We start from the raw sequence: 17977 nt of genomic DNA on the forward strand, positions 1-17977 counted from the left end.
CAGGGAGCTTTACAACAATGCCGTCACGGACACCTGAAAGCTGGCCCCACGGCGCGATCATGCTGGATGCCGACCACACACAATTTGCGCTGTGGGCGCCGGATGCGTTTTACGTCAGCGTCGAGCTGGGCAACGGCCAGTCGCTGCCCATGCTGCCCCAGGGCGATGGCTGGTTTGTCATCAAGACCCGCTGCCCTGCCGGCAGCCGCTACCGTTTCAACATCGACGGCGAACTGGAGGTGCCCGACCCGGCCTCCAGGGCGCAGGACGGTGATATCGACCGTCACAGCGTGGTGGTCGATCCCCACGCCTATCCATGGCAACACGTAACGTGGCGAGGTCGGCCGTGGAATGAAGCGGTGATCTACGAGTTGCATGTGGGTGCGCTAGGCGGATTCGATGAGGTCGAAAAGGATCTGGCCCGACTGGCCGCCCTGGGCATCACCGCTATCGAACTGATGCCGATCGCACAATTCCCCGGCTATCGCAACTGGGGGTATGACGGCGTACTGCATTTTGCGCCACAAGCCTCCTATGGCACTCCGGAACAACTCAAGCATCTGATCGACAGCGCCCATGGCCACGGTCTGGCGGTGATTCTCGACGTGGTCTACAACCATTTCGGTCCGGACGGCAACTACCTGCATCGCTACGCCAAGGGCTTTTTCCGCGAAGACAAACACACCCCGTGGGGCGCGGCCATCGACTTTCGCCGTCGCGAAGTGCGGGACTTCTTCGTCGAAAACGCACTGATGTGGCTGCTGGAATACCGTTTCGACGGTTTGCGCCTGGATGCCGTTCATGCAATAGAAAGTCAGGACTTCCTGCCCGAACTGGCGCAGCGTGTCCGCCAGCAGGTCGACCCTGCCCGTCATGTATGGTTGACCGTCGAGAACGAACTCAACCAATCGAGCCTGCTGGAAGAAAATTACGACGCCCAATGGAATGACGACGGCCATAACGCTTTGCATGTGTTGTTGACGGGCGAAACCGATGCCTACTACGCCGACTACGCTCTGCAACCGACCGAACAACTGGCCCGCTGCCTGAGCCAGGGCTTCGTGTTTCAGGGGCATATCACCCGCCACGGCGAACCACGGGGCGAGCCCAGCGAGCATCTGCCGTCCACTGCCTTCGTACTGTTCCTGCAAAACCATGACCAGATCGGCAACCGTGCCTTCGGCGAGCGCCTGCATCAGTTGGCCGATCCGCGCGCGCTTGAGGCGGCGACGGTGCTGCTGTTGCTGTCGCCGATGATTCCGCTGATGTTCATGGGCGATGAATATGCCGCCGAGCAACCGTTTCTGTTCTTCACCAGCCACCACGGCGAACTGGCGAAACAGGTACGAGAAGGCCGTCGCAACGAGTTCGCTGCATTCAGTGCGTTCACCGACCCGCATAAGCGCGAACGGATACCCGACCCCAACGCCGAATCGACCTTCCACGCCTCGCGGCCAACGCGGTCCGGTAATGGCACACCTCGCCAGCAGGCAACGAATGAGCTCTATCGTCACCTGCTGCAATTGCGTCACCGTTACATCATCCCGAACCTGTCCGGCACCCAGGCCCTTGGCGCGCAGATGTTAGGCCGTGGTGCGGTCAGCGCACGCTGGCGACTGGGCGATGGCAGTGAGTTGCGAATCGACCTGAACCTCAGCGGGACGGCGGTGGTCAACCCTCCACGGACCGGCGCGGTGTGGCTGTTTCAACAGCCTCCCGCTGCCGAGATGTCCGATAAGGGCCTTCTGCCCCCGTATTGCGCGCTCGTCAGCCTCACGGCCGCAACCCCTTTGCCCCCCCTGGATGGAGAGCGCCTATGAGCGATGCGCAACTGGAAATTCTCGCCAGCCGAGCCGGCCTTGCCGTCGACTGGATCGACGCCAACGGGCGAGCCCAAAAAGTCGCCCCGGCCGTGCTTCGCAATGTGCTGATCGGTCTCGGCCACCCCGCCAGCACCGCCCAGGAAATCGACGCCAGCCTGCTTGAACTGCAACAGGTACAGGAAAATCGCCAACTGCCGCCATTGCTCACTGCCGATGTCGGCGTGGGCGTGGATCTGGCCCGCTATTTCGAACCAGAAACCCCTTGTGAGATTCATCTTGAGGATGGCTCGCGCTTGAGCCTGCGGCTTGATGCGGAGTCGATACTGCCCGGAGAGATTCCGGTCGGCTATCAGCAAGTGCACATCGCCGATCAGCAATTCACCCTGGCCGTGGCGCCGGAACGCTGCTTCAGCGTGGGCGACGCGGTGGACAGTCCGATCCCGCGCGCGTGGGGCCTGAGCGTGCAGCTTTATGGTTTGCGTCGCCCTGGCGATGGCGGTTTCGGCGACACCCAGGCCCTGGAAGAACTGGCCCGGGTGGCCGGCGAACGGGGTGCCGATGCACTGGCGATCAGCCCGTTGCACGCGATGTTCAGCGCCGACACCGGGCGCTACAGCCCTTACTCGCCGTCCAGTCGGCTGTTTCTCAATCCGCTGTATGCCGCACCGGGGGCCATACTCGGCGAGCGTGCGCTGCGTGATGCGATTGACGCCGCCGGCCTGACCGACCAGTTCAAGCAACTGGAAGACCTGAAACTGGTCGACTGGCCGAAAGCGGCCGAAGCCAAATTGAAACTCCTGCAAGCCTTGTACGACGGTTTCATCAACGGCGAACACCCGCTACATGCCGACTTCTCGAGTTTCCGCGATGCCGGCGGTGAAGCGCTGGAAAACCACTGCCGCTTCGAAGCCATCCAGGAAATGCGCGCCGCCCGTGGCGAGAGCCTCGACTGGCGCGAATGGCCGGAACACTGGCACGACCCGCGCGGCGCAGCGCTCGGCGCGTTTGCCGAGGAATACGCCGAGCGCATCAGTTACTTCGCGTTCTGCCAATGGTTGATTCACCGCTGCCTGGAACGTGCCCAGACCGCCGCCCGCAGCGCCGGCATGGGCATCGGCCTGATCGCCGACCTGGCGGTGGGTGCCGACGGCGCCGGCAGCCAGGCCTGGAGTTTTCAGGACGAACTGCTCGCCTCGCTGACCGTCGGCGCGCCACCGGACATCCTCAATCGCTCCGGACAGGGCTGGGGTATTTCCGCGTTTTCCCCGGAAGGCCTGGTGCGCAACGGTTTTCGCGCGTTTATCGAGATGCTGCGCGCCAACTTCGCCCACGCCGGCGGGCTGCGCATCGACCATGTCATGGGCCTGCAACGGTTATGGGTCATCCCCAACGGTTCCGCCCCGGCAGACGGTGCGTACCTGTATTACCCGGTGGACGACTTGCTGCGTCTGCTGACCCTCGAATCCCATCGTCATCAAGCGATCGTGCTCGGTGAAGACCTCGGCACCGTGCCCGACGGCCTGCGGGAGAAACTGATCGCCCGCGCCATGCTCGGCATGCGCGTGCTGCTGTTCGAACAGGACAACACCCATTTCAAACCGATCCTCGACTGGCCGGACAACGCACTGGCCACTACCAGCACCCACGATCTGCCGACGCTCAACGGCTGGTGGCATGGCCGCGACATCGACTGGAACGCGCGGCTCGGGCTGGTCGATGCCAACGGCGAAATCGATTGGCGCCGTTATCGCGAACGCGAGCGAGAAGGCCTGCGCAGTGCCTTGAGCCAGGACCCGCAGAACTTTCGCGAGGAATCCCACGAGGCCGATCAGGTGGTCGACGCCGCTGTGCGTTTCCTCGGCCACACCCGCGCGCCGCTGGTATTGCTGCCGCTGGAAGATGCGCTGGGGCTCGACGAACAGGCCAACCTGCCCGGCACCATCGACACCCACCCGAACTGGTCACGCCGCTTGCCGGCCACCAGTGAGACGCTGCTCGACGGTGTCGACGCCGCAAGACGCCTGGAACTATTGGCGTGTGCCCGCCTTCAGGCAGCCGAGCGTGACCAATGAGTGCATTGCCTATCCCGACACTGCGCGCCACGGTCCGCCTGCAATTTCATCGCGGTTTTACCCTCGATCAGGCGGTACCGCTGGTGCCGTATTTCGCCCGACTCGGCATCAGCCACATTTATGCCTCGCCGCTGCTGGCCGCGCGCGCCGGCTCCATGCATGGTTACGACGTGGTCGACCCGACCCGGGTCAATCCGGAACTTGGCGGCGAGCCAGCCTTGCGTCGTCTGGTCGCCAGCCTGCGCGAGCACGGTATGGGGCTGATCCTCGACATCGTCTCCAATCACATGGCAGTCGGTGGCGGGGACAACCCGTGGTGGCTAGACCTGCTCGAATGGGGACGGCTCAGCCCCTACGGCGAGTTCTTCGACATTCAGTGGCACTCGCCCGACCCATTGATGGAAGGCCAGTTGCTGTTGCCGTTTCTCGGCAGTGACTATGGCGTCGCGTTGCAGGACGCGACCCTGCCGCTGGTGTTCAGCGCCGAGAGCGGCACCTTCCACGTCGAGCATTACGAGCATCACTTCCCGATCTGCCCCGGCGATTACGGCGAACTGCTCAAAGCCGATGACACCTCGAACGAAGCGCTCAAAGCCCTCGCCGACCGCTTCAGCGCGCTCAGTTATCAGACCGACGCCCGCTCGCTGGCCCTCCCGCTCAAGGAAGAACTTCAGCAACTGGCCAGCGACCCCGACGTTCGACAAGCAATTGAGCGCAACCTGACGCACTACGATTCGAAGACCGAAGAAGGTTTTCAGCGCCTGCATCAATTGCTGGAGCGGCAAAGCTATCGCCTGGCGAGCTGGCGCACAGCCGCGGATGACATCAACTGGCGGCGCTTCTTCGACATCAACGAACTCGGCGGTTTGCGGGTCGAGCGTCCGGCAGTGTTCGAGGCCACCCACGGCAAGATTTTCCAGTTGATCGGCGAGGGCCTGATCGACGGCCTGCGCATCGACCACATCGACGGTCTCGCCGACCCGCGCGGTTACTGCCGCAAACTGCGCCGCCGCCTCGACCATCTGGCACCGGGCCGGCACTTGCCGATCTACGTCGAGAAGATTCTCGGCGACGGCGAGACCCTGCCCACCGACTGGGCCGTGGATGGCAGCACCGGTTACGAGTTCATGAACCAGCTGTCGCTGCTGCAACACGACCCGGACGGCGAACATGTGCTCGGTGACTTGTGGCAACGCCGTACCGAGCGCCCCGCCGCGTTCATCGAAGAAGCCCAACTGGCGCGCCAGCAGATCCTCAACGGCTCGCTGGCCAGCGATTGCGAAAGCGTCGCCCAGGCCCTGCTGCAAGTGGCACGCGACGACCTGATGACCCGCGACCTCACGCTCGGCTCGATCCGGCGGGTGCTGCAGGCGCTGATCGTGCACTTCCCGGTCTATCGCACCTACATCACCCCGATGGGCCGCTCGGCCCGGGACGAGGTGTTTTTCCAGCAGGCCATGGACGGTGCACGGCAGACATTGAGCGAAGCCGATTGGCCGGTGCTGGACTCCGTAGCCGGTTGGCTCGGTGGCCAGCCGTGGCGGCGCAAACCCCGTGGGCGCTCGCGCAAAATCCTGCGCCATGCCTGCGTGCGCTTTCAGCAGCTCACTTCGCCGGCCGCCGCCAAAGCGGTGGAAGACACTGCGCTGTATCGCTCGGCGGTGCTGCTGTCGCGCAATGACGTCGGCTACAACACCGAGCAGTTCAGTGCGCCGGTCAGCGACTTTCACGCGGTGAACCTGCAACGCCTGGAGAGCTTTCCCGACAACCTGCTGGCTACCGCCACCCACGACCACAAACGTGGCGAAGACACCCGCGCGCGGCTGGCCGTACTCAGCGAGCGCAGTCACTGGTACGCCGAACAGATCGAGCTGTGGCGCGCCCTCGCACGTCCGCTGCGCCATGACGATCAGCTGCCGTCGTCTGCGGACGAACTGATCCTCTATCAGGCGCTGCTCGGCAGTTGGCCGCTGGAGTTGCGTGACGACGATCAGGCGGGCTTCGCCGATTACGCCAAACGTGTCTGGCAGTGGCAGCAGAAAGCCCTGCGCGAAGCCAAGCTGCAAAGCAGCTGGAGCGCGCCGAACGAGGCTTACGAAAACGCAGCCCAGGCGCTCACCGAACAACTGCTGCTGGCTCCTGAAGGCGAACTGCTGCGCGGAGCGCTGGCCAAGACCGTCAACAGCATCGCCGCCGCCGGCGCCCTCAACGGTCTGGCGCAAACCTTGCTGCGCATGACGGTGCCGGGAGTGCCGGACTTGTATCAAGGCAACGAGTTCTGGGACTTCAGCATGGTCGACCCGGACAACCGCCGGCCAGTGGACTACGTCGCCAGGCAACAGGCGCTGGAGGCACCGGGGCCGGTCCAGGAACTGTTGGTGAACTGGCGCGACGGGCGAATCAAGCAAGCTTTGATCGCCGAGGTGCTGCGCCTGCGCGCCGACCACACCGAGTTGTTTCGCCAGGGTTCGTACCAGGCCCTCGAGGTGCTGGGCAGCCAGGCGCACAACGTGCTCGCGTTTGCCCGCGAGCATGGGGAGCGACGGATCATCGTGATCGTGCCGATCCGTTGCGCAACATTGCTGGAAAACAGTGCTGTGCCGATGGTTGACGCGCTGCGCTGGGGCGATACAAGGGTGGTTTTACCGTTCGACGCCTCTGACGAAAATCCGAAGGGACTTTTTTCGAGCACCGCAGTCACAAAAAACAGGGAGCTGCAGGTCAGCGCCGCGCTGGGGGATTTCCCGGTCAATCTGCTTATCCAACACGTCTAGCAGCATGAGTTCAGTTCAGGAGCATTGCGATGAGTACCGACGATAAACGCATCCGCGAATTCGCCTATCAGATCTGGGAATCCGAAGGAAAACCCGAGGGCCAGGAAGCCCGCCACTGGGAGATGGCGCGCAAGCTCGCCGAAGCCGAGGCGCTGGCACCGAAAAAATCGCCCAAGGCTGCCGGCAGTAAAACCGCCGGCAAGACCGCCACCAGCAAAGCAGTCGATGGCAAGGCACCCGCTGCCAAACCCAAGGCCACGACGGCCAAGGCCAAGCCTGCCAGTGCCGCGAAAGTGATTCCCCCGGGCGAAAAAGCCACCGAGAAAAAGCCCCGCACGCCGCGCAAGCCGCCTGCGGTCTGACGCCCCCCTATCATTGATTTGAATAACCGTGTGGCGAGTTCGCTCGCCACCGAGGGCTTACTCGTCCTCGAAAAACACCTACCCCCCGATTTTTTGCAGGAGCACCTATGACCCGTCCAAAGAAAGCCGAGCCCGCCGCGCACGCCGAACCCTCGCGCATCCGTGAAGGCCTGCCCTTCCCGCTCGGCGCGACCTGGGATGGTCTGGGGGTGAATTTTGCGCTGTTTTCCGCCAACGCCACCCGGGTCGAGCTGTGCATTTTCGACGATGCCGGCGAAGTTGAGCTCGAACGCATCGAGCTGCCGGAATACACCGACGAGATCTACCACGGCTATCTGCCCGATGCGCATCCGGGACTGATTTACGGCTACCGGGTCTACGGCCCCTATGATCCGGCCAACGGCCACCGCTTCAACCACAACAAGTTGCTGATCGACCCCTATGCCAAGCAATTGGTGGGCGAGTTGAAATGGTCCGAAGCGCTGTTCGGCTACACCATCGGCCACCCGGACGCCGACCTCAGTTTCGACGAACGCGACAGCGCGCCCTTCGTCCCCAAGTGCAAGGTCATCGACCCGGCCCACACCTGGGGCCACGACCAGCGCGTCAGCGTGCCGTGGGACAAGACCATCATTTACGAGACCCACGTGCGCGGTATCAGCATGCGCCACCCTTCGGTGCCGGAGAATGTGCGCGGCACGTTTGCCGGGTTGATGGTCGACGATGTGCTGGAGCACATCCGCAAACTCGGGGTGTCGACCGTCGAACTGTTGCCGATCCATGCCTTCGTCAATGACCAGCACTTGCTGCACAAGGGCATGACCAATTACTGGGGCTACAACAGCATCGCGTTCTTCGCCCCGGATCCGCGCTATCTGGCCAGCGGCAAGATTGCCGAGTTCAAGGAAATGGTCGCGCACCTGCACGACGCCAATCTCGAAGTGATTCTCGACGTGGTCTACAACCACACCGCCGAAGGCAACGAGCAAGGCCCGACCCTGTCGATGCGCGGGATCGACAACGCCTCGTACTACCGTTTGATGCCGGACGACAAGCGCTTCTACATCAACGATTCCGGCACCGGCAACACCCTGGATCTGAGCCATCCGTGCGTGCTGCAAATGGTCACCGACTCGCTGCGCTACTGGGCCAGTGAAATGCACGTCGACGGCTTCCGCTTCGACCTGGCGACCATCCTCGGTCGCTATCACGACGGTTTCGACGAACGCCACAGTTTCCTCGTGGCCTGCCGCCAGGATCCGGTGCTGCGTCAGGTGAAAATGATCGCCGAGCCCTGGGACTGTGGCCCCGGCGGTTATCAGGTCGGCAATTTCCCGCCGGGCTGGGTCGAGTGGAACGACAAGTTCCGCGACACCGTGCGTGCCTTCTGGAAAGGCGACGACGGCCAACTCGCCGACTTCGCCAGCCGCATGACCGCCTCCGGGGAAATGTTCAACCAGCGCGGTCGCCGGCCTTATTCGTCGGTGAATTTCGTCACCGCCCACGACGGCTTCACCCTCAATGATCTGGTGTCGTACAACGACAAGCACAACGAGGCCAACGACGAAAACAATCAGGACGGCAGCAACAACAACCTGTCCTGGAACCACGGCGTCGAAGGCCCTACCGACGATCCGGAAATCAATGCACTGCGCCACCGGCAGATGCGCAATTTCTTCGCCACCCTGCTGCTGTCCCAAGGCACGCCGATGCTGGTGGCCGGTGACGAATTCGCTCGTACCCAGGACGGCAACAACAATGCTTATTGCCAGGACAGCGAGATCGGCTGGGTCAACTGGGACCTGAGCGAGGACGGCAAAGCGCTGCTGAAATTCGTCAAACGCCTGATCAAGTTGCGCCTGGCGTATCCGATCCTGCGACGCGGGCGGTTCCTGGTCGGCGAATACAACGAGGACATCGGCGTCAAGGACGTGACCTGGCTTGCGCCGGACGCCACGGAAATGACCACCGAACACTGGCATGACGCGCAGAATCGCTGCATGGGCATGTTGCTTGACGGTCGCGCCCAGGAAACCGGGATCCGCCGCAAGGGTGGCGACGCCACGTTGCTGCTGGTGGTCAACGCCCATCACGACATCGTCAACTTCACCTTGCCGGAAGTGCCTGAAGGCAGTTTCTGGACGTGCATGATCGATACCAACCAGCCATCGATCCGTGGCCAGGAGCGTTTTGAGTTCGGTCACGAGTACTCGGTCACCGGACGCTCGCTGCTGCTGTTTGAACTGCAACGCGAAGAAGAGGACTGACATGGACTTGCCCGTCTATCTCTCACGGCACGCGCCGGACTACCGTGACACTGCCGCCCTCGGCCTGTGTCTGCGGCAACTGGTCGAGGCCGGCCTCGATCGCCTGCCGTTACCCGGCAGCGGTCGTACGCTGGAGCGCTGGCAACGGCTGTCCGAGGTCGGTGGGCACGATCTGGGGCTGTGCAAACTCTACGAAGGCCATACCGATGCGTTGGCAATCATCGAACAACTCGGTGGCTCGCCGACGCCCGGCAGCACGTGGGGCATGTGGGCAGCCGAACCACCGCAGGCGCGGGTTCGGGTCAGCCGTTCCGGGCAAATGGTGCGGTTGAATGGACGCAAGGCCTGGTGCTCCGGGGCGGCGGTGCTCAATCATGCCCTGCTGACGGCGTGGGATGAGGACGATCGTCAGCAATTGGTAGCCGTGGCCCTCGACCAACCGGGCGTGACCGTCACCGATCAAGGCTGGCAAGCGGTCGGCATGGCCGCCACCGGCAGCGTCGAGGTGCTGTTCGATGAGGTCGAGGCCCAGGCGATCGGCGATCCTGGCGACTACCTGCAACGTCCGGGTTTCTGGCATGGCGGGATCGGGATCGCCGCGTGCTGGTACGGCGCCGCGAGGGCGATCGGCGAACGCTTGCGCCAGCACTGTGCGCGGCGTGAAGAACCGCACGCACTGGCCAGTCTCGGCGCCGTCGACAACGCGCTGCACGGCGCCGCACAGGTGCTGCGTGTCAGTGCCCTGGACATCGACAGCAATCCCGGAGCCGACGCCGAGTTGTTGGCCCGGCGTGTACGTGCCGTGGTCGAGGACGCCGCTGAACAGGTCATGCGCGAGACTGGCCGGGCACTTGGCGCCGGGCCGTTCTGCAAGGATCCACACTTTGCCCGCCTGGCGGCCGACCTGCCGGTGTATCTGCGCCAGAGCCATGCCGAACGGGATCTGGCAGTACTGGGCCAACTGGCTGCGCAGCAACCGCGCGAGGGTTGGGCCCTATGAAGCGCAATCCGATCATCGGTGAAGGAACCTCTTTGCATGAGTGGCAGGGCTCGCGTCATCTGGCAGCGGTGGAGAGCATCGACATTCTCGACCTGGTTCCGCCGGGATCCCGGGCCGTGGTGATCGCGCCGCACCCGGATGATGAAGTGCTCGGTTGCGGCGGGCTGTTGCAACAGCTCGCAGCGGCGGGCCGCACCCTGCAACTGATTTCGGTCACCGACGGCAGCGCCAGCCATCCGGGCTCGGAGCGCTGGCCGGTGGAGCGCCTGAGCGTGGTGCGCCCGCAGGAGTCCGCCGAGGCCCTGCGTCGCCTTGGCCTGCCCATGCATCAGGTGCAATGGCTGCGCGGCGGATTCCCCGACACTCAGGTCGCCGCGCGCGAGTCGATGCTGTGTGACTACTTGACCCGCTACCTGCAACCCGACGACGTGATCTTCACCACCTGGCGCGAAGACGGCCACAGCGACCATGAGGCCGTCGGCCGCGCCAGCGTCGAAGCAGCGTACCGCGTGGGTGCGATTTGCCACGAGCTGCCGGTCTGGACCTGGCACTGGGCGACGCCGGAAGACGCCATCGTGCCCTGGGAGCGGGCGCGCAAGATTCTGCTGAACCCGGCGCAGGTCGCGCGCAAGCGTCACGCAGTGCATGCGTTCGCAAGTCAGCTGGAAGGCGATCCCGACGCAGGCCTGGCACCGGTGCTCGCGCCCTATGTCATCGACCGTTTGCTGCAACCGTTCGAGGTGGTCTTTCTATGAGCGTCGAGGATCGCTACTTCGAAGGCCTGTTCGCCGGCAATAACGACCCCTGGGGATTTCGCCAGCGCTGGTACGAGCAGCGCAAACGCCTTGTCACCCTTGCGGCCCTGCCCCGCCCGCATTACCGTGCGATCTTCGAACCGGGTTGCGCCAACGGCGAACTGAGTGCCGCGCTGGCCGAGCGCTGCGATCGGCTGTTGTGCTGCGACACCAGCGCCGCCGCAGCCAATCTGGCACGTACCCGGTTGAGCCTGTTCGACCACGCCGAGGTGCGTCAAGGTCGCTTGCCGGGCGACTGGCCTGAGGAAAAATTCGACCTGATCGTATTCAGCGAAATCGGCTACTACCTTGATCGACAGGATCTGACAGAGGTCATCCGTCGCATCAGCGATTCGTTGACGGCAGACGGTCAATTGCTGGCCTGTCACTGGCGCCCGCCCATCGATGGCTGCCCGCTCAATGCTCGCCAGGTCCATGACCTGATTCACGAACAGCTGCACATGCCACGACTGGTCCTGCATCAGGAGGCAGATTTCCTGCTGGAAGTCTGGAGTCGCGAACCGCGTTCGGTGGCCGCGCTGGAGGGGTTGCGATGATTGGCATCCTGATCCCGGCACACAACGAAGAAGAGTGGGTCGATGAATGCCTGCAGGCCGCCCTGCGCGCCGCCGGGCATCCGATGCTGGCAGGTGAACCGGTGGAGATCCTGGTAGTGCTCGATAGTTGCACCGACCGTTCGGCGCAGATCGTCAGCCAGTACCCTGTGCGGGCGCTGAGCATCGAGGCACGCAATGTCGGCCAGGCCCGGGCCATCGGTGCGCAACAGCTGCTTGATCGGGGTGCTCGCTGGATTTCCTGCACCGACGCCGACAGCCGCGTCGCCGAAGACTGGCTCGTGGAACAACTGGGATTGGGCACCGATGCCGTGTGCGGCACGGTGACGGTCGAGCGCTGGCATGACACCTTCGATGAAGCCGCGCAGATTCGCTATCACGGTCATTACCAGGCCTGCGAAGGACACCGGCACATCCATGGCGCCAATCTGGGTGTCAGCGCACAAGCCTACGTCCGCGCCGGCGGCTTCGAGCCGTTGTCCTGCGATGAAGACGTGCAGCTGGTGCGTCAGCTCGAACGTTCAGGGGCCAGCATCGCCTGGAGTCATCGGCCACAGGTCATTACCAGCGCCCGTCTGGACAGTCGCGCACGCGGCGGTTTTGGCGACTATCTGCGACAGTTGGCACAGACTGAATAAAAAAAAGCGGATCAGATTGATCTGTGACGCGACGAACCGCCCGTCTTGAGCAATACTCTGCTGCGCAGCAATCCAGGGTTCGGAGCGCTGCAGGGCTATCCACCAGCCTTCACGGGTCGTACACGCCTGGCAGCATCACGGCGCGGACGACTGAGGGCGTGACACAACAAGGACGTATCACTCATGAAACCGTTATCCCTCAGCGAAAACGGCCTGCCGGCGCAGATCTGGAACAGCGCCCCGCAGCTCGACAACATTCCCGTCATCAATACCCACACCTTGGTGCCACCCGGCGCCCGTGCCGTGGTCATCGCCCCGCACCCCGGTGATGAAGTGGTGACCTGCGGCGGTTTGCTGCAACTGCTTTCCAGCCTCGGTCATCCCTTGCAACTGCTGTCGATCACCGATGGCAGCGCCAGTCATCCGGGCTCGCGCCAGTGGTCGGAAAAACGCCTGAGCGTGTTCCGTCCGCAGGAAAGCGTCGAAGCCCTGCGCCGCCTCGGTTTGCCGATGCACAGCCTGAAATGGGTGCGCGGTGGTTTCACTGACAACGCCCTGCACGATCAGGAATCTCAATTGACCGAATTCATCGCCCGCTACCTGCGCCCCGGTGATGTGGTCTTCAGCACCTGGTGCGAAGATGGCACCGCTGATCATGAAGTGGTCGGTCGGGCCAGTGCGAAGGCTGCACAACTGGCCGGCGCAACCTACCATGATGTCCCGGTCTGGGCCTGGCACTGGCCGGAACGCGATCAGGGACAGATTCCGTGGCATCGCGCACGCAAGCTGCGCCTCGACACCTGGACCGTTGCGCGCAAGAGCCACGCCACCCACGCCTACGCCAGCCAGCTCAATGGCGAACCGGCGATCGGTATCGCGCCGCTGCTGCCCAAGTCAATTCTGGAGCGTATGCGCCTGCCCTACGAGATCGTCTTCGTCGATTGACTGTCCATCGGGCGCGGGCAGCCAGTCAAAGTGAACTGCCCGCGCCCGGATCAGTCGCATGAACAGGCAGTCATGATTCAGAGGAGTGAACGTGTCCAGCGATCCCAAGCGTCATGTCGTCGACGCGCAGATTTCCACCCCGTCCTCCATCCATCGCCTGCGGGTGCTGACGGTCAACACGCACAAGGGTTTCACCGCGCTCAATCGACGTTTCATCCTTCCGGAACTGCGTGAAGCGGTGCGCAGCACCTCGGCCGATCTGGTGTTTCTGCAGGAAGTGGTGGGCGAACACGAGCGGCATTCCAGCCGCTACCACGAATGGCCGCAAACTTCGCAGTACGAATTCCTCGCCGACAGCATGTGGAGCGATTTTGCCTACGGCCGCAATGCGGTCTATCCCGATGGCCATCACGGCAACGCCCTGTTGTCGAAATACCCGATCCGCGAATATCGCAACCTCGACGTCTCGATCACCGGCCCGGAACGGCGCGGGCTGTTGCACTGCGTACTGGATGTGCCGGGGCATGCCGAAGTGCATGCCATCTGCGTACACCTGAGCCTGCTCGAAAGCCATCGGCAATTGCAGTTGCAGCTGCTTTGTCAGTTGCTCGAATCCCTGCCCGACGATGCGCCAGTGATCATCGCCGGCGACTTCAATGACTGGCAGTTGCAGGGTAACGTTGCCCTCGCCCGCCGAGACTACCTGCACGAAGCCTTCGAACGCCATCACGGCCGCCCGGCCAAGACTTATCCCGCGCGTTTCCCGTTGCTGCGACTGGATCGGATCTACCTGCGCAATGCCAGCAGCCACGATCCGCAGATCCTCGGCAACAAACCGTGGACGCATCTTTCGGATCATTTGCCGCTGGCGGTTGAAGTGCATTTATAGCGCGATACTGACAGCTGTCCTTACATACGCAACGATGCGAAATTGGTCGCCAGGCCCGGTTTCGCAGACCGACTGTCGGTTGCAAAAAGTCTCTGCCTCGCGGCTTCCACAGCGATTAGCTCTACAAACAAGAACTTAGATAAGTGCGGAAAAACAAAAACTTGCATCACCCGTTTTGACCCGACCGCTCATCGTCCAATTTCTTGACGCAAGGGCTGGGGTCTTCTTAGCTCTACCTTACTACCCCCGGAAATACTACTCGGGGCGAACCCCAGGTTACTCGTCAAAACGGGCGGCCACGGGTTCGCCACGCTCCATTCGGTCGCCCCTCGTTCGGGGTAGGAGAGACGCCAAGGCGAGATACCACATGCGCTAGCAAGGTAGAACTCCATGAAAACCTCACTCACCTCACAAGAGATCAAAGTCACGTTCTGCACTGTTTCAAGTTCTATCTTGCTGTGCTCGTCCATGGAGGCGCAGGCGGGTCCTGTGGCGGACGAGGCGACGCCCTGGTATCGCCAGGACATTCCCGTCATGACCCTCCCCGCCACGGTCGTGACTCCGGGCCCGCAACGGCTCAGCCCACAGCCGGACCTGCGCGGTACAAAGCTGATTACCGAAGACCTCGCCCCCTCGGCCTGGGAGCAGCTTTACGATCCGACGCCCCGTCAGGCGCAAACCGACGTCCTCAGCCCGGGCTTCGCCATACCCGGCACCGGTGACTTCAAGGGCCCCGCCGTGCTGACCTTGAAAAGCAGCAGCGGCCACACCCAGCAAGTCGGCCTGATCGGCGGTGTGAATCAGATCAGGGGCAATGGCAACGGCCTGATCACCAGCCGCGCCCTCGTCGACCCGACCACCGACACCCTCAACCTTCAAGGCCAAAGCCTGGGCGCTTACTACAGCCTGATTGGCCCGCAAGGCTGGCACGTCGATCTGTCGGCCAGTGGCGGCCGAGTCAGCGGTTTCAGCCGTAACGAGCAAGGCGCACGCTTGGCCACCGAAGGCAGCGCGATGACGCTTTCGGTGGAAGGCGGATTCCCGATCGGTCTGGGGGAAAACTGGGTCGTTGAACCGCAGGCGCAATTGATCAATCAGCGCATCACCCTCGACACGCCCTATGCGGGCTCGGGCAATGCGTCTTCCAGCGACATTTCATCGTGGAGCGGTCGGGTCGGTGCGCGTTTGAAAGGTAGCTATGACCTGAACGGTTTGCCCGTCGAGCCCTACGTGCGCACGAACTTGTGGCACACGGTGTATACCGGCAACACGGTGACGCTGGATCAGGTGGACAAGATCAGCAGCAGCCGCAAGTCCTCGACGGTGGAAGTCGGCCTGGGGCTGGTGGCGAGAATGACGCCGACGGTGAGCCTGTACGTCAGCGCCGATTACAGCAGCGACGTGGACGACAACGACTTGAACGGGTTGATTGGCAGCCTGGGAATCCGGATGCGCTGGTAAAGACGGGCCTCAGATGATCGTTCCCACGCTCTGCGTGGGAATGCAGCCCGGGACGCTCCGCGTCCCTTCCAGAGCTGGAACGCGGAGCGTCCCTAGAGGCATTCCCACGCGGAGCGTGGGAACGATCTCGTCCGTTACGCGCTTGGGCCTTCAGGCTTGAGGATCAACACCGCCAGCGGCGGCAAATTCAGCTCCAGCGACAACGCCTGGCCGTGACTGGCCACCTCTTCGGTGAACGCCCCGCCACCATTGCCATAGTTGGAACCGGCGTAGGTGTCGGCATCACTGTTGAGCAATTCCTTCCAGCGTCCGGCAAACGGCACACCGACCCGGTAAGACTGGCGCGGCACCGGGGTGAAGTTGGCCACCACCAGCACCGGCGTGCCGTCCTTGCTCCAGCGCAGCCATGCGTAAACGCTGTTGATCGCATCGTCGCCGATCAACCACTGAAAGCCTTGCGGCGCATCGTCCTGCTCGTGCAGCGCCGGCTCTTCGCGGTACAACCGATTGAGGTCGCTGACCAGTTTCTGCACGCCTTTGTGTTCCGAATATTGCAGCAGATACCAGTCCAGCTGCTGATCATGATTCCACTCGCGCCACTGGCCGAACTCGCAACCCATGAACAACAGCTTCTTGCCCGGATGGGTCCACATGAAACTCAGGTACGCGCGCAGATTGGCGAACTTCTGCCAGCGATCGCCGGGCATCTTGTCGATCAGCGAATGCTTGCCGTGCACCACTTCGTCGTGGGAAATCGGCAGGATGAACCGCTCGGACCAGGCGTAGACCAGACCAAAACTCAACTCATTGTGGTGATGGGCGCGGTACACCGGATCCTGCTGAATGTAGTGCAGCGAGTCGTGCATCCAGCCCATGTTCCATTTGTAGGCAAAACCGAGACCGCCCTGTTGGGTGCTCTGGCTGACGCCCGGCCACGCCGTGGACTCCTCGGCGATCACCAGCGCGCCCGGTGCTTCCAGTGCCACCACGTCGTTCAAGTGCCGCAGGAAGTCGATGGCTTCCAGGTTCTCGCGACCGCCATGACGATTGGGCACCCACTCGCCGGCCTTGCGCGAATAATCGCGATAGAGCATCGACGCCACCGCATCGACCCGCAGCCCATCAACGTGGAAATGCTTCAACCAGTGCAGCGCCGACGCCAGCATGTAGCCGTGCACTTCGGTGCGGCCCAGGTTGTAGATCAGCGTGTCCCAGTCCTGATGAAAACCTTCTTGCGGGTTGCCGTACTCATACAACGCCGTGCCATCGAACTGCGCCAGACCGTGGGTATCGGTGGGGAAATGCGCCGGCACCCAGTCGAGAATCACACCGATGCCGGCCTGATGGCAGGCATTGACGAAATCGCCGAACTGCTCGGGCGTGCCGTATCGCGCACTCGGAGCGAACTGCGACAGCAACTGATAGCCCCACGAACCGCCGAACGGGTGCTCCATGATCGGCATCAATTCGATGTGGGTGAAACCCAGTTCCTTCACGTAGGGAATCAGTCGTTCGGCCAGTTCTGGCCAGGTGTATTGGCGCGCCACTTCGCCGAGATCATCGAGTTCGCACTGCCAGGATCCGGCGTGCAATTCATAGATCGACAGCGGCGCGCTGTGCTGCTGGCGCTCGTGGCGGCTGCTCATCCAGTCCTGATCCTGCCAGTCGATCTGCAACGGCGCGGCGACTTTTGACGCAGTGTCCGGCGGCAGGCTGGTGGCCAGTGCCATCGGGTCGGCCTTCAGCGGCAGAATGCCGTGAGCGCCGAGGATTTCGTACTTGTACAGTTCCCCCGCCTGCAGGCGCGGAATGAACAATTCCCACACGCCAGAAGGATGCCGCAGGCGCATCGGATGCCGTCGGCCATCCCAGACGTTGAAGTCGCCGACCACCGACACCCGCCGGGCATTCGGCGCCCACACGGCGAAACGTACACCGTCGACGCCATCGACGGTTTTCAACTGCGCGCCGAGGCAACTGCTGAGGTCGCGGTGATTGCCCTCGGCGAACAGATACAAGTCCATTTCACCGAGCAATTGGCCAAAGCTGTAGGGATCTTCCGCGACCTGCTCGCCACCGGCCCAGCGGGTGCGCAACAGGTACGGCCGTGCGCCCTCGAAATGCCCGACGAACAGCCCCGGCGTTTCGGTAGCCTCCAGCGGACCGAGTTCTTCGCCACTGTTTTTATCGACGACAGAAACACTCAACGCGCCGGGCAGATACGCCCGGATAAACTGCCCGCCGGCGCCATCGCCGTGGGGGCCAAGAATGGAAAACGGGTCGTGGTGTTCTGCGCGCACCAAGGCATCAATGTCTTTTGCAGTGGGCAGCAATCTTTCTTTAGCGTGACCCTGTTCCCTGTTCGAGAAACTCATGA

At 62.8% G+C, this 17977-nt stretch carries 13 protein-coding genes; 12 read left to right on the top strand and 1 reads right to left on the bottom strand.

Annotated elements, in window-relative coordinates; translation table 11 throughout:
• Nucleotides 1-17: 17 nt before the first annotated feature.
• The 12 genes from treZ (at nt 18) to CAF80_RS07970 (ending at nt 15600) form a co-directional block, all read left to right on the top strand.
• Nucleotides 18-1820, top strand: a complete 1803-nt coding sequence (treZ, locus tag CAF80_RS07915) for a malto-oligosyltrehalose trehalohydrolase (protein ID WP_039768135.1) — start codon at nt 18-20, stop codon at nt 1818-1820.
• On the top strand, nt 1817-3895 hold the full coding sequence (gene malQ / locus CAF80_RS07920; protein WP_085667106.1) for a 4-alpha-glucanotransferase: 2079 nt from the start codon (nt 1817-1819) through the stop codon (nt 3893-3895). Before treZ ends, malQ begins: the two co-directional genes overlap by 4 nt.
• Nucleotides 3892-6669, top strand: a complete 2778-nt coding sequence (locus CAF80_RS07925; RefSeq protein WP_085667107.1) for a malto-oligosyltrehalose synthase — start codon at nt 3892-3894, stop codon at nt 6667-6669. The genes malQ and CAF80_RS07925 overlap by 4 nt, the downstream gene beginning before the upstream one ends.
• Nucleotides 6670-6698: 29 nt before the next feature.
• Nucleotides 6699-7031, top strand: a complete 333-nt coding sequence (locus tag CAF80_RS07930; RefSeq protein WP_085667108.1) for a DUF2934 domain-containing protein — start codon at nt 6699-6701, stop codon at nt 7029-7031.
• 107 nt (nt 7032-7138) lie between these two features.
• Nucleotides 7139-9298, top strand: a complete 2160-nt coding sequence (glgX, locus tag CAF80_RS07935; protein ID WP_039768131.1) for a glycogen debranching protein GlgX — start codon at nt 7139-7141, stop codon at nt 9296-9298.
• Between the two features lies 1 nt (nt 9299).
• Nucleotides 9300-10298: an acyl-CoA dehydrogenase family protein gene (locus CAF80_RS07940; protein WP_085667109.1), complete on the top strand. Its 999-nt coding sequence runs from the start codon at nt 9300-9302 to the stop codon at nt 10296-10298.
• Nucleotides 10295-11053 carry a PIG-L deacetylase family protein gene (locus CAF80_RS07945; RefSeq protein WP_064596297.1) on the top strand — a complete coding sequence of 253 codons (759 nt, stop codon included), beginning with the start codon at nt 10295-10297 and terminating at the stop codon, nt 11051-11053. The genes CAF80_RS07940 and CAF80_RS07945 overlap by 4 nt, the downstream gene beginning before the upstream one ends.
• Nucleotides 11050-11649, top strand: a complete 600-nt coding sequence (locus CAF80_RS07950) for a class I SAM-dependent methyltransferase (protein ID WP_085667110.1) — start codon at nt 11050-11052, stop codon at nt 11647-11649. The genes CAF80_RS07945 and CAF80_RS07950 overlap by 4 nt, the downstream gene beginning before the upstream one ends.
• A complete protein-coding gene (locus CAF80_RS07955) occupies nt 11646-12305 on the top strand; it encodes a glycosyltransferase family 2 protein (protein ID WP_074690916.1) in 660 nt (219 codons plus the stop codon). Before CAF80_RS07950 ends, CAF80_RS07955 begins: the two co-directional genes overlap by 4 nt.
• 183 nt (nt 12306-12488) lie before the next feature.
• Nucleotides 12489-13250 (top strand): PIG-L deacetylase family protein, encoded by a 762-nt coding sequence (locus CAF80_RS07960; protein ID WP_039768126.1) that lies wholly within the window; start codon nt 12489-12491, stop codon nt 13248-13250.
• Nucleotides 13251-13341: 91 nt separating this feature from the next.
• Nucleotides 13342-14139 carry an endonuclease/exonuclease/phosphatase family protein gene (locus CAF80_RS07965; RefSeq protein WP_085667258.1) on the top strand — a complete coding sequence of 266 codons (798 nt, stop codon included), beginning with the start codon at nt 13342-13344 and terminating at the stop codon, nt 14137-14139.
• A gap of 390 nt (nt 14140-14529) precedes the next feature.
• Nucleotides 14530-15600, top strand: a complete 1071-nt coding sequence (locus CAF80_RS07970; RefSeq protein WP_085667111.1) for an autotransporter outer membrane beta-barrel domain-containing protein — start codon at nt 14530-14532, stop codon at nt 15598-15600.
• Between the two features lie 134 nt (nt 15601-15734).
• Here CAF80_RS07970 and glgB read toward each other — a convergent pair whose 3' ends face one another.
• Entirely contained in the window at nt 15735-17975 is a 2241-nt protein-coding gene (gene glgB / locus CAF80_RS07975; protein WP_085667112.1) for a 1,4-alpha-glucan branching protein GlgB, read from the bottom strand.
• Nucleotides 17976-17977 lie beyond the last annotated feature (2 nt).

Origin of the sequence: Pseudomonas sp. B34(2017) (genome assembly GCF_002112915.1) — a bacterium.
In the GTDB taxonomy this organism is placed as follows: Bacteria; Pseudomonadota; Gammaproteobacteria; order Pseudomonadales; family Pseudomonadaceae; genus Aquipseudomonas; species Aquipseudomonas pharyngis.